Annotated in this window: 17 protein-coding genes and 2 pseudogenes; 13 read left to right on the top strand and 6 right to left on the bottom strand. The window is 71.9% G+C overall.

The window, feature by feature from the left end:
• Positions 1–142 (top strand): annotated as a pseudogene (locus tag ACZ1IK_RS06865) (IS5/IS1182 family transposase); the annotation flags it as partial.
• Positions 143–385: 243 nt separating this feature from the next.
• On the opposite strand, the gene ACZ1IK_RS06860 reads toward ACZ1IK_RS06865, so the two are convergent.
• Positions 386–1,396: an IS481 family transposase gene (locus tag ACZ1IK_RS06860; protein ID WP_144786657.1), complete on the bottom strand. Its 1,011-nt coding sequence runs from the start codon at positions 1,394–1,396 to the stop codon at positions 386–388.
• 938 nt (positions 1,397–2,334) lie between these two features.
• On the opposite strand from ACZ1IK_RS06860, the gene ACZ1IK_RS06855 reads away from it, so the two are divergent.
• The 3 genes from ACZ1IK_RS06855 to ACZ1IK_RS06845 are packed head-to-tail and all read left to right on the top strand — an operon-like array spanning position 2,335 to position 3,418.
• The gene (locus tag ACZ1IK_RS06855) at positions 2,335–2,595 is read left to right on the top strand and encodes a type II toxin-antitoxin system Phd/YefM family antitoxin (RefSeq protein ID WP_002855277.1); all 261 of its coding nucleotides are present in this window, start codon (positions 2,335–2,337) and stop codon (positions 2,593–2,595) included.
• Complete coding sequence (locus ACZ1IK_RS06850) at positions 2,596–2,850, top strand: Txe/YoeB family addiction module toxin (RefSeq protein ID WP_036316391.1); 255 nt, start codon at positions 2,596–2,598, stop codon at positions 2,848–2,850.
• A gap of 1 nt (position 2,851) precedes the next feature.
• A complete protein-coding gene (locus tag ACZ1IK_RS06845) occupies positions 2,852–3,418 on the top strand; it encodes a mismatch-specific DNA-glycosylase (protein ID WP_036316392.1) in 567 nt (188 codons plus the stop codon).
• 43 nt (positions 3,419–3,461) lie between these two features.
• On the opposite strand, the gene ACZ1IK_RS06840 is transcribed toward ACZ1IK_RS06845, so the two are convergent.
• The 3 genes from ACZ1IK_RS06840 to ACZ1IK_RS06830 are packed head-to-tail and all read right to left on the bottom strand — an operon-like array spanning position 3,462 to position 5,508.
• Complete coding sequence (locus ACZ1IK_RS06840; protein ID WP_036316393.1) at positions 3,462–4,244, bottom strand: SCO1664 family protein; 783 nt, start codon at positions 4,242–4,244, stop codon at positions 3,462–3,464.
• The gene (locus ACZ1IK_RS06835; RefSeq protein WP_036316394.1) at positions 4,244–4,786 is read right to left on the bottom strand and encodes a DUF3090 domain-containing protein; all 543 of its coding nucleotides are present in this window, start codon (positions 4,784–4,786) and stop codon (positions 4,244–4,246) included. The genes ACZ1IK_RS06840 and ACZ1IK_RS06835 overlap by 1 nt, the downstream gene beginning before the upstream one ends.
• Positions 4,783–5,508: a histidine phosphatase family protein gene (locus ACZ1IK_RS06830; protein WP_178329127.1), complete on the bottom strand. Its 726-nt coding sequence runs from the start codon at positions 5,506–5,508 to the stop codon at positions 4,783–4,785. The genes ACZ1IK_RS06835 and ACZ1IK_RS06830 overlap by 4 nt, the downstream gene beginning before the upstream one ends.
• A 123-nt stretch (positions 5,509–5,631) precedes the next feature.
• Between ACZ1IK_RS06830 and ACZ1IK_RS06825 the strand changes: the two are divergent.
• The 4 genes and pseudogenes from ACZ1IK_RS06825 to aqpZ form a co-directional block, all read left to right on the top strand.
• Positions 5,632–5,733, top strand: a pseudogene (locus tag ACZ1IK_RS06825) (ATP-binding cassette domain-containing protein); the annotation flags it as partial.
• A 12-nt stretch (positions 5,734–5,745) separates the two neighbouring features.
• Positions 5,746–6,288: an NUDIX hydrolase gene (locus ACZ1IK_RS06820; protein ID WP_206495966.1), complete on the top strand. Its 543-nt coding sequence runs from the start codon at positions 5,746–5,748 to the stop codon at positions 6,286–6,288.
• A 103-nt stretch (positions 6,289–6,391) separates the two neighbouring features.
• Complete coding sequence (locus tag ACZ1IK_RS06815) at positions 6,392–6,538, top strand: hypothetical protein (RefSeq protein ID WP_306274576.1); 147 nt, start codon at positions 6,392–6,394, stop codon at positions 6,536–6,538.
• A gap of 11 nt (positions 6,539–6,549) precedes the next feature.
• The gene (gene aqpZ, locus ACZ1IK_RS06810; RefSeq protein ID WP_309446268.1) at positions 6,550–7,152 is read left to right on the top strand and encodes an aquaporin Z; all 603 of its coding nucleotides are present in this window, start codon (positions 6,550–6,552) and stop codon (positions 7,150–7,152) included.
• A gap of 23 nt (positions 7,153–7,175) precedes the next feature.
• On the opposite strand, the gene ACZ1IK_RS06805 is transcribed toward aqpZ, so the two are convergent.
• Complete coding sequence (locus tag ACZ1IK_RS06805) at positions 7,176–7,976, bottom strand: formate/nitrite transporter family protein (protein WP_073117467.1); 801 nt, start codon at positions 7,974–7,976, stop codon at positions 7,176–7,178.
• 7 nt (positions 7,977–7,983) lie between these two features.
• On the opposite strand from ACZ1IK_RS06805, the gene ACZ1IK_RS06800 reads away from it, so the two are divergent.
• The 5 genes from ACZ1IK_RS06800 to ACZ1IK_RS06780 all read left to right on the top strand — a co-directional run bounded on the left by ACZ1IK_RS06800 (position 7,984) and on the right by ACZ1IK_RS06780 (position 13,149).
• On the top strand, positions 7,984–8,814 hold the full coding sequence (locus ACZ1IK_RS06800; protein ID WP_252411556.1) for a patatin-like phospholipase family protein: 831 nt from the start codon (positions 7,984–7,986) through the stop codon (positions 8,812–8,814).
• 28 nt (positions 8,815–8,842) lie between these two features.
• Positions 8,843–10,495, top strand: a complete 1,653-nt coding sequence (gene abc-f / locus ACZ1IK_RS06795; RefSeq protein ID WP_036316399.1) for a ribosomal protection-like ABC-F family protein — start codon at positions 8,843–8,845, stop codon at positions 10,493–10,495.
• A gap of 85 nt (positions 10,496–10,580) precedes the next feature.
• Complete coding sequence (locus ACZ1IK_RS06790) at positions 10,581–11,264, top strand: type 1 glutamine amidotransferase domain-containing protein (RefSeq protein WP_134377051.1); 684 nt, start codon at positions 10,581–10,583, stop codon at positions 11,262–11,264.
• A 41-nt stretch (positions 11,265–11,305) separates the two neighbouring features.
• A complete protein-coding gene (locus tag ACZ1IK_RS06785) occupies positions 11,306–12,316 on the top strand; it encodes an NADP-dependent oxidoreductase (RefSeq protein WP_465098414.1) in 1,011 nt (336 codons plus the stop codon).
• Between the two features lie 26 nt (positions 12,317–12,342).
• Positions 12,343–13,149 (top strand): alpha/beta fold hydrolase, encoded by an 807-nt coding sequence (locus tag ACZ1IK_RS06780; protein ID WP_354403229.1) that lies wholly within the window; start codon positions 12,343–12,345, stop codon positions 13,147–13,149.
• A gap of 31 nt (positions 13,150–13,180) precedes the next feature.
• Here ACZ1IK_RS06780 and ACZ1IK_RS06775 read toward each other — a convergent pair whose 3' ends face one another.
• The gene (locus ACZ1IK_RS06775) at positions 13,181–13,672 is read right to left on the bottom strand and encodes a MarR family winged helix-turn-helix transcriptional regulator (protein WP_036382885.1); all 492 of its coding nucleotides are present in this window, start codon (positions 13,670–13,672) and stop codon (positions 13,181–13,183) included.
• Between the last annotated feature and the right edge of the window lie 36 nt (positions 13,673–13,708).

Raw genomic sequence — 13,708 nt, 5'->3', positions numbered from 1 at the left:
CGTCATCGAGCGTCAGTACGCTCACCTGAAGCAGTGGCGGGGTCTGGCGACCCGGTATGACAAGTACGCGATCATCTACAGGGCCGCTGTGGTCCTGAATGCTGTGCTCGCATGGTCAAAACGATTGTCAGACATGCCCTAGTCGTACATGAGGGTGGGATCGTTGAGAACGATCACATTTTGGGCGCGACTTGCCTGTAATACTTAGTATGTATGAGAAGACCAATCAAGGGCCATGAGTGGCCCGTCCTGCGCGGTCGCAAGCGCGAACTGATGGCGGATGAGTGGCGCGAAAATTGATCACTATTAATCGTAGCCTTGTTTCTTCTATAGGATGCAACCCCCCTTCGACTTATCATCACGTAATGTGTGAGGCCGTGGCGATCTAGGTGTAGGAGGGCATGACGTTGTTGACACGCACCGGGGCCAACGAGGCCGGAGGAGCCTCTCCGCAGGAGGTATGCGGCCGATGGTAGTTGTAGTGATTCACCCACACCTGCAGGGCCTCACGCCGAGCCCGCTCTGAGGAGTACGGGCGGGCGTAGAGGACCTCGTCGACCATCAGCCGGTTGTACCGCTCGACCTTCCCGTTATGGCGCGGGGTGTAGGGGCGGATCCGGTGATGCCGGCCCCCGAGAGAGACCACCTTCCGGGTGAAGTCCACGGCCCGGTAGTTGTTCCCGTTGTCCGTGACCACCCGGTCCACGGTGATGCCGTGAGCGGCGAAGAACGCGCGGGCCCGGCAGTAGAACCCGATCGTGGTCACCGCCCGCTCATCCTCCAGCGCCTCCGTGTACGCCAGGCGGGTGAACCCGTCGATCGCCGAGTGCAGGTAGGTGTAGCCGACCCGCTGGCCAGACCCCCGCTTGGAAGCACGCCCTGCCTCACTGTCTCTTCCGTGGGCGCGCCAGCCTCCCCCTTCAGGGATGCGTCCGATCTTCTTCACGTCCAGGTGCACCATGTGCCCTGGCCCCCTCGCGGTGATCCTCCGGGCCGGCTGCCGGCGGAGGTCTTCTCCGGCTGGGGTCAGGTCCCGTAGGCGGGAGATCCCGGCCCGGTGCAGCCATCGCCCCACGGTGCGAAGACACACCTGGTGGCCCTCGCCGACCAGATGGTGATGGATGCGCCGGGCGGACCACTTCTCGGCCCGGCGCAGGGCCTCCAGCTCGGCCACGATCGCGGGGTCGAGCCGGGCAGGTGAGCGATGGGGCCGGCTCGAGCGGTCTTGCAGTCCTGCCTCGCCTTCGGCACGGTAGCGGGCGACCCAGGTGGCCACCGTGGGCCGACTGACGCGGAACTCCGCGGCCACGTGGGACTGCGGGATCCCGTCGTTCAGGTGGCGGTGGACCATGCGCAGCCGGCCGGTGGGGGTCAGAGGTGCGTTAGCGTGAGTCACGAGCGGGCTTCCTTCCGCGGATGAGTGGATGTCGCAATTCCCATCCTGCGGGGCGGAGCCCGCTCGTCTCATCTCAGCCCGTGCCTCGTGTCAAGAACCTCATGACCCACAACATCTAGGTGGGCGGCAATATCCGTCGGTGTTCGTCGAGCCTCCCCGGCGCCGGAAGTGCCTCGGTCGCCGAGACGGTGCGTCGCGCAGGGCGAGCGCCGCAACAGGACTCCACTACGAAGGGCCGGGGGACGTCCTCGGCGTGGCCGGGGCTAATGGCGCAGGTAAGGCCGCGCCACGGGGCCTCCTCGGTGGGCGCCCGCCTCGCAGGTGGGCGAGGTCAGCTTGGCCGTAATCGATATGTTCGGCGGGTGGTCGCACCAATGGTCCGAGCGCGTTGCCGATGAGGCTGCCGCCCCGCACTTCGGCTACCGCACCGGCTGTGTCGCCGTCAATGGGTCGAGGGGCGGCAACGTCGACCCTCCGGAGCCCTGAGGCCCCCGTAGCGTGGCGGTGTTGATGCCCGCCTGCAGACGCTGCCGGCTACCACGCCTGATTACACGAGGGGCCCCCACCATGCCCCTCCGCCTCTCCTGTGCCACCCAAGATTCACTCCACCCCCACGCAAAGGCCGGGTGATGCCTCGAGTTGCTCGGTTCGGAGGTTGCAGAGCCGGGCGCGAACAACCCTGGCTCGAGTGTGTGCTCTCTAGTGAGCGCGCCCGGCTGTACGAGGGCCTCCTGCCGAATGCCGGACGCCCAGATGGTGAAGACGCGCGTATAAGGCCTCGTCCCGGCCCTCATGTACCGCCGTCGCGAGGATTTTTATCAGGCCGCGCCCACGGACCACGAGGGCAAGGAGTTCTGCATCCCGCAGGGTGCCTCCTGAGCTCCACCTCACCGACTGGTACCATAAGCAGGTACCATATCGCGCCGGAGGAGGCCCGCATGTCCATCAGTGCCAGTGAAGCCCGCAAGACCCTGTTCCCGCTCATCGAGCGAGTGAATGCGGACCGCGACGCCGTCGAGATCGTCTCCCGCAAGGGCAACGCCGTTCTCATGCCCGCGGACGAGTACGCCGCCTGGCAGGAGACCGCCTACCTGTTCCGCTCCCCGGCCAACGCCCGACGGCTGCTGGACGCCTACGAGCGCGCCCGCGCAGGGAGCGTTGAGGAGCACGCCCTGGATCGCCTGGACGGGGACGCCTGAGTGCGCCTCGTGTGGGACCGCTCCGCCTGGGAGGACTACACGCACTGGCAGACCACGGACCGCAAGGTCCTCACACGGGTCAACACCCTCATCGACGCCGCCCTGCGTGATCCCTTCGAGGGGATCGGCAAGCCCGAGCAGCTGAAGTACGGCGCGGCCGGGGCATGGTCCCGGCGGATCACGGAGGAGCACAGGCTCGTCTACCTCGTCGACGGCGAGGACCTGATCATCCTCCAGGCGAGGTATCACTACTGACATGCGCTTCACCCAGGCCGAACTCCAGCAGTTCCGCGACCGCACCGTCCCCGACCTGCTGCCGGACCCGCTGCGGCTGCTGTTCATCGGCATCAACCCCGGCCTGTGGACCGCCGCCACCGGTGCGCACTTCGCCCGCCGCGGCAACCGCTTCTACCCGGCCCTGCACCGCGCCGGGCTCACCCGGCACCTGATCGACGCCTCCGACGGCTACAAGGCCGAGGACCTCGCCGAGCTGCACGCCCGCGGCATCGGGATCTCCAACCTCGTCCCGCGTGCCACCGCCCGCGCCGACGAGCTCACCGCGGAGGATCTCGCTGCCGCCCCCGCCCGCCTGGACGCGCTTGTGGCAGCGCATGCGCCGGCCGTCGTCGCCGTGTTGGGGGTGACGGCCTACCGGCAGGCGTTCGGACGCCCGAAGGCGGTGCTGGGGGAGCAGCAGACGCCGTGGCCGGGCACGCGGCTGTTCGTGGCGCCGAACCCCAGCGGGCTCAACGCTCACGCCACCCTGGACTCGCTCGCCGCGGACTACCGTGCGGCCGGTGCCGCGGCGGGGCTCGTGGACTGAGTGCGCCCGCTGTCCCTGCGGACGCGCTGACGCCTCAGGCCCGTCAGAAGAGCGGCCAAGGCACGGCCGGCGTCAGCCCGCTCGGGGCCGGGAAACGCCCGTCGTCGAGCAAGCCGGCGGAACGCTCGGCGAGGGCTTGGACTTCCTCGGCACTGAGCAGCTCCGCCAGCCCCCGCCCCAGCTCACCGTCGAGCCCGTCGAGAACGCGCCCCACGCCGTCGCGCTCCTCCTCGCTCAGCTCCTCACCGAGCCATCCCCACAGCACGGTCCGCAGCTTGTCCGCCACATGGAACGTGAGCCCGTGGTCGACGCCGTGGCGGTGACCACCGGGCATGGCGAGGATGTGGGCGCCCTTGCGGTCGGCGTTGTTGACGATCACGTCGAAGACCGCCATGCGGCGCAGCGCCGCCGAGTCCTCGTGGGCCAGGACCAGCCGATTCCCGTCCGCGTCCTCGCCCTCCAGGATAGTGAGCCACCCCGAGGCCGGCACCTGGCCCGCCGGGAACAGGTCCACGGCGTCCTGCTCAGGATCCTGCTCCTGCCAGAGCTGCACCATGCCCTCGCCGAACGGGCCGTCGCGCAGCCAGGTGCGCGGCACAATGTCCCACCCCAGCGCCTCGGACACCAGGGACGCGGCCACCTCCCGGCGGGCCAGGGTGCCCGCGGGGAAGTCCCACAGCGGGGCCTCGCCGGCCACCGGCTTGTAGACCACCGGGGTGTCACCGATCGCGCCGAGGAACGTGGCGTTGGACGCCGTCGTGATGCGGCCGGTGAGCGTCAGCTCCCCGGCCACCAGCTCGCCGGCGGGCACGTCCGCGGCGCTCATCAGGAGTCGGGGAGGGTGCAGTCGTGGCCGTCGGGGTCGATGGGCTGGCCGCAGTCCGAGCAGAACGGACGCCCGGCGTCCACGACCTCCCGGGTGCGCCGGGCGAACGCCCGGGCCGCGCCGACGGGCATGCGCACGCGCACGGCCTCGGCGTCCGCCTCGAGCGCCGGGTCGGCGTCGTCGTCGGAGAGGGGGTGCGCGTCGATGAGCACCTGCGCGGTGGTGGGGTCCCAGCCCAGGCCGATGCCCCCCACCCGGAACCACTCCTGCACCGGGTCCAGCGGATCGTTGTCCACGAGTTCCACGGGCGTGCTGGCCGGGACGCTGTGCGGGTTGCCCTCCAGCGCCATGAGATCGTCGAGGATCTCGTCGATCATCTCCGCCATCAGGGCCGACTGCTGCTTCTCCAGCGCCAGGCTCACCAGCCGGGGCCCGGTGCGCACCTGCAGGTAGAACGTGCGGGCGCCGGGACGCCCGAGCGTCCCGATCACGACCCGATCCGGCCAGTCGAACTCATGGGCGGGGGCAGGTGCATCAGTCATGCCACGATCCTAGGCGTCCGCTCGTCCACCGCACCGGTGCCCGTGCCTGCGCCGCCGCCCACCGGGGCGTCGTCGGACGGGCCGAGGGTCGCCAGCCAGGACAGGTCCCCGGCGTCGGTGTTCATCGCCCAGACCCGCGGGCGGGCCGGACCGTAGCTCACGATGGACACGGAGGCGGGCCCCACCTCGATCCGCTGGAACAGATCCAGGTGCGTGCCGAGCGCGTCGGCCAGGATCGACTTGATGACGTCCCCGTGGCTCACCGCCACCCACACCGCCCCGGGCCCGTGCTCGGCCTCGACCGCGGCGTCGTGCCGGCGGATCGCCGCCACCGCGCGGGCCTGCATGCCCGCCATGGACTCCCCACCGGGGAAGACGACGGCGGACGGCTGGGTCTGCACCGTCGCCCACAGGGACTCGGTGGCCAGGTCGCTGAGCGCGCGCCCCTGCCACTGGCCGTAGTCGCACTCGGTGAGGTCGTCGTCGACCAGCGAGGGCACCGTCCCCGGCTGGCGATCGAGGAGGGCGCGGGCCGTCTGCGCGCACCGCTCCAGGGGACTGGCCACCACCGCGGCCACGGGCACGGCCGCGATCCGGTCCGCGGTGCGGGCCGCCTGCTCCCGTCCGTGATCGTCCAGGCTGACCCCGGGGGTGCGGCCTGCCAGCAGTCCCGTCGCATTGGCCGTGGTGCGGCCGTGCCGCACGAGGAGAACCGTCGCCATGGCCTCAGCGTAGCGAGGGGATGCCCGCCTCTCGCGGACAAAGCCTCGCGGCCATGACGCAAAGGGTCAGTGACGCAACGCGAGCACGCCTATGCCCGGCAAGGCTGACGCCCGTCTGCAGGCCTCGAACGCCCGGAGCAGGCCCTCGAGGCCTAGGACGGCGCCCTGCTGCTGGTCACCCACGACCGCCGCATGCTCGAGGCCGTCCGCCTCGACCGCCGCTGATACCCTCCCCCGGTGGTCAACCTCCTGCTCTCGGTGACGTTCGCGTGCGGCGTGGCGATCGCCGGGCTCCACGTGGTGAACCGGCGGTTCATCGCGCCGATGTACGACGTCGTCCTCAACCTGGCCGCGTTCCTCGCCGCCGTCGCCTCCTCCGTGCTCCTGGGGCACGTGCTGCCCGCGGTGTTCGCCGCGCTGGCCGTGCTCGCCTGGCTGATCCTGGCCGTCCGCACGGTGCGCGCCCGCCGCGCGGGACATAAGCTGGAGGTGACCGCCGGGCGGCTCGTCGCCGTCGACACGCGGCCCAGCAAGGCCGACGGCCGGATCGGCCTGCGCTTCCTCTTCCGCGCCGTCCACCCGCTCACTGCCGCGGACGTCGCCGCCATCCGCCTGCAGGAGGACGAGGCCTCCGAGCATCGCTTCGTGACGTGCCAGGAGGCCCGGAAGCTCCTGCGCCCGGCGATCGCCCGCCGCGTCGACGCCGCCTGGGACGCCGCGCACTGCGTCTACCTGGAGGACGGGCGTCCCGCCGCGGGGGTGGATCAGCCGGCGGGCTGAGGCCCGGCCCCCGGCCGGACGAGCGGTGCCCGGCGGCGTCCCCGTCCCGGATGAGGGCCGCTGCCTGGTCTGCGGGCGTGATCGTGGCGGCGCGGTCAGGAGGGTGGACGCGGGACGAGACGGTGCGCCCAGGCAACGGCGGGACGGTCCCACGGACGGCGCTGCCGTGTTCTCCGCATCCGTGATCGACGACGCCACAGGCGTCAACATGGGCATCGGCTTCCTCGGCGTCGCCCTCGCCTTCGCCTGACCGTGGTGGCCATGGCCTATGCCGTGGGTCACGTCTCCGGCGGTCACTTCAACCCGGCAGTCACCCTGGGTGCGGCGCTCGCGGGTCGTCTGCCGTGGAAGCTCACTGTGCCGTACTGGATCGCCCAGCTCGTGGGCGGCGTGGCGGCCGGCGGCGTGCTGCTGGCGATCGCCTCCGGTCGTCCGGGCTACTCGCTTGCGGAGAACGGCCTGGCCACCAACGGCTACGGCGAACTCTCGCCCGCCGGCTACTCGATGGGCGCGGTGTTCCTGACCGAGGCGCTGCTGACCGCCGTGTTCCTCTACATCATCCTCGGCGCCACGGACCGCCGTGCTCCGTCCGGCTTCGCGCCGCTGGCCATCGGCCTGACCCTCACGCTGATCCCCCTGATCTCCATCCCCGTGTCGAACACCTCCGTGAACCCCGCTCGCTCCTTCGGCGTGGCCCTGTTCGCAGGCGGGGACGCCCTCGGCCAGGTCTGGCTGTTCTTCGTGGCCCCGTTGTTGGGCGCCGCGGTCGCCGGTCTCAGCTACCGCTTCGTCTTCCCCAACTCCTCCCGGATGACCGAGGAGCTGCCCGAGCCCGCCGCCGACGGGACGCGTGACGCCGTCTGACCCCTGCCATTCGGACCTTGCCCTCACCGCCCCTTCTCTTCCCGCATCTCCTTGGAACGCAGCAGGCGCGGCGCCGTCGTCAGCGCCAACCCGCCGAGGATGTTCAGGGGGATCACCCACCACACCCAGCTGAGCCACTCGAGCCAGCCCACGCCGTGCGCTCCGGACGGGATGGCTCCGATGATGAGGATCGAGTCCATCACCGAATGGAAGAGCGAACCGCCGGCGAGGACGACGGCTCCGGCGACGGACGCGACGATCATCGCCGTCGGGCTGTCCGTCCCGGCCTGCATCCGCGTCACGAGGGTGATCGCCACCCCGGCCAGGACCGCCAGGGCGGCGCCCTGCCAGCTGAAGCCGATGTCCAGGAAGTGGTGGGCGCTCTCGGCCAGGGTGCCGTGCAGGTCGGGGAACCCCGCCACCACGAGGGCGATCATCACGGTGCCGCCGAGGAGGTTCATCACGAGGGTCACCGCCCACAGACGCAGCAGCTCCATCCACGTGCCCCGGCCGGCGGCGATCGCGGTGATCGGGTAGTAGAACCCCTCCGTGAAGAGCTCGGAGTGGGCGAGGAACAGGCTGACCAGGCCGATGGAGAACGCGAGTCCGGCCAGCAGGTGGCTGCCCGTCTCGTGGAGCGTGAGCAGGTACGCGAGCAGGCCGATCGTGATCTCGACGCCGCCCAGGAACCCGGTGGTCGTCAGGGCGGTGAGGGACCGATGCAGGCGTTCCGCGCCCTCGTCTGCCGCCTCCCTGTGGGCCGCCGGCCTGCCGGAGACGGACTGACCGGCATCGCTCCCTTCACGGTCATGTCCGTGGCACACTGGGCCCATGATGCATGACGAACGGCCCACGGGTCGGCTGGGCCTCGCCCTGGGCGGCGGAGGAGCGCGCGGGCTGTGCCACATCGGGGTCTGGCGGGTGCTCGAGGAGCTCGACATCCGCCCGGACGTGCTCGCGGGAACGAGCATGGGCGGCCTCGTCGGCGCGCTCATAGCCGCCGGTCATGACGCCGCCTCGCTCGAGAAGATCGAGCGGAGCGTGGACTGGCCGCGGCTCATCAACTGGGGCCTGACCGGCGGCATCCTCTCCAGCGAGAGGCTGCGGGCCTGGCTCCGCGAGCTGCTCCCGGACACCTTCGAGGAGCTGCAGATTCCCCTGGTGCTCACCGCGGCCGACGTCGTCGAGGGCCAGACCCGCTACCTGCACACCGGGGACCTCATCACCGCGATCCAGGCGACCACCGCCTACCCCGGCGCGCTGGAGCCGGTGACCGTGGGGGACTCCGTGCTGGTGGACGGCGGCATCCTCAACCAGATCCCGGTGGATGGGGTGCGCTTCCTGGGCGCGCAGCGGGTGATCGCCGTCGATGCCACCACGCTCGAGCCCCTGGAGCGGCCGGAGCCCGGGGCGCGCACCCGCACCCGCCGTTCGCCCGCCACGTCGCTGCGCCAGGCCATGCGGGCGATCGACGTCATGCAGGCCCAGCTCACCACCGTCCGGCTCTCGCTCTACCGGCCGGACGTGCTCATCAGCCCGCCGATCGAGGGGATGACGGTCGCGGACTTCCGCAGCTCCGGCGTCGCCATCGCGGCGGGAGAGGAGGCGACGCGCGCCCGGGCCGGGAAGCTCGTGGAGCTCAGTCGCGGCAGAATGGCCTGACGCCCGCCGCACTTCCGTCAGGAGCACCATGACCGCCACCCTTGTCGCCTCCGGCCTCGCCGGCGGCCACGGTCACCGCACGCTCTTCGAGGATCTGGACCTCACGGTCGCGCCCGGGGACGTCGTCGGCGTCGTGGGGGCCAACGGCGCGGGCAAGTCCACCCTGCTGCGCATCCTCGGCGGGGACCTCGCGCCGCAGGCCGGCACGGTCAGCCTGGCCCCGGCCGACGCGTTCGTGGGCTGGCTGCCGCAGGAGCGCGAGCGGGTGCCGGGGGAGACGGTCGCCGGGTACATCGCCCGCCGCACCGGCTGCGCCGAGGCCACTCGAGAGATGGACGCCTCCGCTTCGGGCCTGGCGGACCCGGACGTCACGGACGCCGCCGCAGACCGCTACAACACCGCCCTCACCCGCTGGCTGGCCTCCGGCGCCGCGGACCTGGAGGAGCGCATCCCCGCCGTCCTGGCCGACCTCGGCCTCGACCTCTCCGCCTCCCCGGAACAGGTCCTCATGACCTCCCTCTCCGGTGGGCAGGCCGCCCGCGTCGGCCTCGCCGCGCTGTTGCTCTCCCGCTTCGACGTCGTGCTCCTGGACGAGCCCACCAACGACCTGGACCTCGACGGTCTGACCCGCCTGGAGGCCTTCGTGCAGGAGCTGCGCGGCGGCGTCGTGCTGGTGAGCCACGACCGCGAGTTCCTGGCCCGCTGCGTCACCCGCGTCCTGGAGCTCGACCTCGCCCAGCGCACCAACCGCGTCTACGGCGGCGGCTACGAGGCCTACCTCGAGGAGCGGGCCACCCTGCGCCGCCAGGCCCGGGAGAAGTACGAGGAGTTCGCCGAGCAGAAGCAGGACCTCGTCTCCCGCGCCCGCATCCAGCGGGAGTGGTCCAGCCAGGGCGTGCGCAACGCGATGAAGAAGTCCCCGGACAACGACAAGCTGCGCCGCAGGGCCAACAGTGAGTCGAGCGAGAAGCAGGCCCAGAAGGTCCGGCAGATGGAGAGCCGCATCGCGCGCCTGGAGGAGGTGGAGGAGCCGCGCAAGGAGTGGAGGCTGGAGTTCACCATCGGTGCGGCGCCGCGCTCCAGCTCGGTGGTCGCCACCCTCAACGACGCCGTCTTCCGGCAGGGAGGCTTCACGCTCGGCCCGGTGTCCCTCCAGGTGAACGCGGGGGAGCGGATCGGCATCACCGGGCCCAACGGGGCCGGCAAGTCCACCCTGCTGCGCGGGCTGCTGGGCCGCCAGGCCCCGGACGAGGGCACGGCCGCCCTGGGTTCCAGCGTGCAGATCGGGGAGATCGACCAGGCGCGCTCGCTGCTGGCCGGGACCGTCCCGCTCGCCGCGGCCGTCGAGGCGCTCGTGCCCGAGATGGCCTCCGGGGAGGTGCGCACCCTGCTGGCCAAGTTCGGCCTCAAGGCCGACCACGTGAACCGCCCCGTGGACGAGCTCTCGCCCGGCGAGCGCACCCGGGCATCCCTGGCCCTGCTCCAGGCCCGCGGGGTGAACGTCCTGGTGCTCGACGAGCCCACCAACCACCTGGACCTGGAGGCCATCGAGCAGCTCGAACAGGCCCTGGAGACCTATGAGGGCGCCCTGCTGCTCGTCACCCACGACCGCCGCATGCTGGACACCGTCCGCACCGACCGTCGCTGGCAGGTCCAGGACGGGCGGGTGACGGAGCGCTGACGACCCGGGCACCGTCACCCTTGCCCGAGATTCGGTTGTGTACGACCATGAGAGTTCAGTCCCCACCGACGAAAGGGCCCCAGACATGTCCCGCATCCTGATGATCCTCACTTCGCACGACCAGCTGGGAGACACCGGCCGCAAGACCGGGTTCTGGCTCGAGGAGTTCGCCTCGCCCTACTACGTCTTCACGGACGCCGGCCACGAGGTCACCCTGGCCTCGCCCCGCGGCGGCCAGCCGCCCATCGACCCGACGAGCTCGCAGCCGGAGATGCAGACCGACGCCACCCGCCGGTTCGACCAGGACGAGGAGGCCAAGGCCGCCCTGGCCCACACCACGCCCCTGGCCCAGGTGGACGTGGACGGGTTCGACGCCGTCTTCTACCCGGGCGGTCACGGCCCGCTGTGGGACCTGGTGTCCGACGCCGACTCCACGCGGATCATCCTCGACAGCGACGCGGCCGGGCGCCCGCTCGGCCTCGTCTGCCACGCGCCCGGGATCCTGCACCCGATCACCGCCGCCGACGGCACCCCGTTCGTGCGCGGCCGTCAGGTCACCGGGTTCACCAACGGCGAGGAGGAGGCCGCCCAGCTGACGGACGTCGTCCCGTTCCTCGTCGAGGACGCGCTGATCGCCGCCGGAGCGGACTACCGCAAGGGCCCGGACGGGGAGAGCTTCGTGGTCACGGACGGCACCCTGGTGACCGGTCAGAACCCGGCCTCCTCCGCCGACGCCGCCCGCCGCGTCCTCGACCTGCTCGCGCGCTGACCCTCCACCGAGCCCGCCGCCCCGAACCCGAGGAGACCACCATGAGTACCCCCACCCGAACGCGCGAGATCCACCTCGCCTCCCGCCCCCACGGCGCCCCGACGCCGGAGAACTTCCGTCTCACGGAGGTCGAGCTCCCCGAGCTCGCCGAGGGCCAGGTCCTCGTGCGCAACACCGTGATGTCCGTGGACCCGTACATGCGCGGCCGCATGAACGATGTCGAGTCCTACGTGCCCCCGTTCCAGCTCGACGCCCCCCTCGACGGCGGCGCGGTGGGCACCGTGATCGCCTCGCGCCACACGGACGTGCCGGAGGGCACGTCCGTGCTCCACGGCCGCGGCTGGCGCGAGCACGCCGTCCTCGACGGCGACACCGTCCAGGCCGTGGACACCTCCCAGTTCTCGGACGGCACCTACCTGGGCGTGCTGGGCATGACGGGTCTGACCGCCTACACCGGCCTCGTGCACGTGGCCGAGATGCAGGAGGGCGACGCCGTCTTCATCTCGGGCGCCGCGGGGGCCGTCGGCTCGGTCGCCGGCCAGATCGCCCGCCTGCTGGGCGCCTCGCGCGTGGTCGGCTCGGCGGGCACGCCCGAGAAGGTGGCGTGGGTGAAGGAGCTGGGCTTCGACGCCGCGTTCAACTACCACGACGGCTCGCCCACGGACCTGCTGGCCGAGGCCGCGCCGGAGGGGATCGACGTCTACTTCGACAACGTGGGCGGCGACCACCTCGAGGCCGCCATCGCCGCGATGCGGGTCGACGGCCGCGTGGCGATGTGCGGTGCGATCGCCCAGTACAACTCGACGGAGCCGCCGGCCGCCCCGCGCAACCTCGCGCTGGCAATCGGCAAGCGGCTGACCCTGCGCGGCTTCGTCCTGCAGAAGTACGCGGCGCAGGTCCGCCCCGAGTTCCTCGAGCGCGTGGGCCTGTGGGTCGCCGACGGGAAGATCCAGTGGGACGAGACCGTCCGGGAGGGCCTGGAGAACGCACCCCAGGCGTTCATCGACCTGCTCGAGGGCGCCAACACGGGGAAGATGGTCGTCCGGCTGTGACGAGCGACGGCGCACTCGGGGGCGGCATGGCCACCTTCCGGCATCAGGGCCTGACCTTCGATGTCCGCGACGGCGGGCCGGCCGAGGGGGAGGCGGTCCTGTTGCTGCACGGCTTCCCGCAGGACGCCACGTCCTGGAGGCACGTCGAGCCGCTGCTGCACGCCGCGGGGCTGCGCACCCTCGCGCCGGACCAGCGCGGCTACTCCCCGGGGGCCGCGCCGCGGGCGACGGCGGCCTACCGCCTCCCGGCGCTCGTGGGGGACGCCGTCGCGCTGGCGGACGCGGCGGGGGCGCGGCGCGTCCACGTCGTCGGCCATGACTGGGGCGGCGCCGTCGCCTGGGCGCTGGCCACCGCCCACCCCGAGCGCGTCGCGTCCCTGACGGTCCTGTCCACGCCGCACCCGGCCGCCCTGGCCCGCGCCCTGCGCGGCCCGGACCAGCTGCGCCGCAGCTGGTACATCGCCGCCTTCCAGGCACCGGCCCTCCCCGAACGGATCCTCTCGCGAAGGCTGGGCTCCCTGCTGCAGCGGGGGCAGGTCCCCGGGGCGGAGCACTACGCCCGCCGGTTCTCCACCCCGCAGAGCCTGCGCGGCCCGGTGAACTGGTATCGGGCGAACCCGGATCTGGTGACCACCACGAGCAGCGCGCCCGTGTCGGTCCCCACCACGTATGTGTGGGGCACCCGGGACGCGGCCCTGGGGCCGCGGGCCGCCGAGCTCACGGCGGGGCAGGTGGCGGGGGAGTACCGGTTCGTGGCGCTCGACGCGGACCACTGGCTGCCCGAGCGCGAGGCGGACGCCGTCGCCCGGGCGATCCTGGACCGGGTGCGCTGACCCGCGCTCCGCGCGGGCCGCTCCCGCCGTCTCAGCGCGGCCCGGCGGCCTCGGTGATCCGGTTCAGCAGGTCCATGAGGACCTGGCGCTCGGTGGTGTCGAGGGGGATCCGGGTGAGGGCGTCCACCGGGACCGTCCGGGCGGACGCCCGCAGCGCCCGCCCCTCGTCCGTCAGCCGGACCAGCACGCGTCGCTCGTCGTGGACGTCGCGCTCCCGCGTGACGAGCCCCATGCCGGCCAGGCGCCGCACCAGGGGTGTGATCGTCCCGTTGTCCATGCCGAGCCGGTCCCGCAGCGCGCCGACCCCCAGCGCGCCGGCGGCGTCCGACGTCGACGCCTCCGTCTCGGCCGAGGCGTCACTCTCCACCTGCCACAGGGTGAGCATCACGAGGTACTGCGGGTAGGTGAGGCCGAGGCGGGAGAGCAGGGGGCCGTAGCCGCGCGTGACGGCGCGCGCCGCCCGGTGCAGGGCGAAGCAGAGCTGGTCCTCGAGGGCGAGGCTGGGGGTCGGCGCGGCATCCATGGGAGCGATTCTAGTGGTCGCTGGGGAGCGACTTGG

The sequence above is a fragment of the Micrococcus sp. CS26 genome, from assembly GCF_055522295.1.
This window is presented reverse-complemented; position numbering and strand designations above follow the sequence as displayed.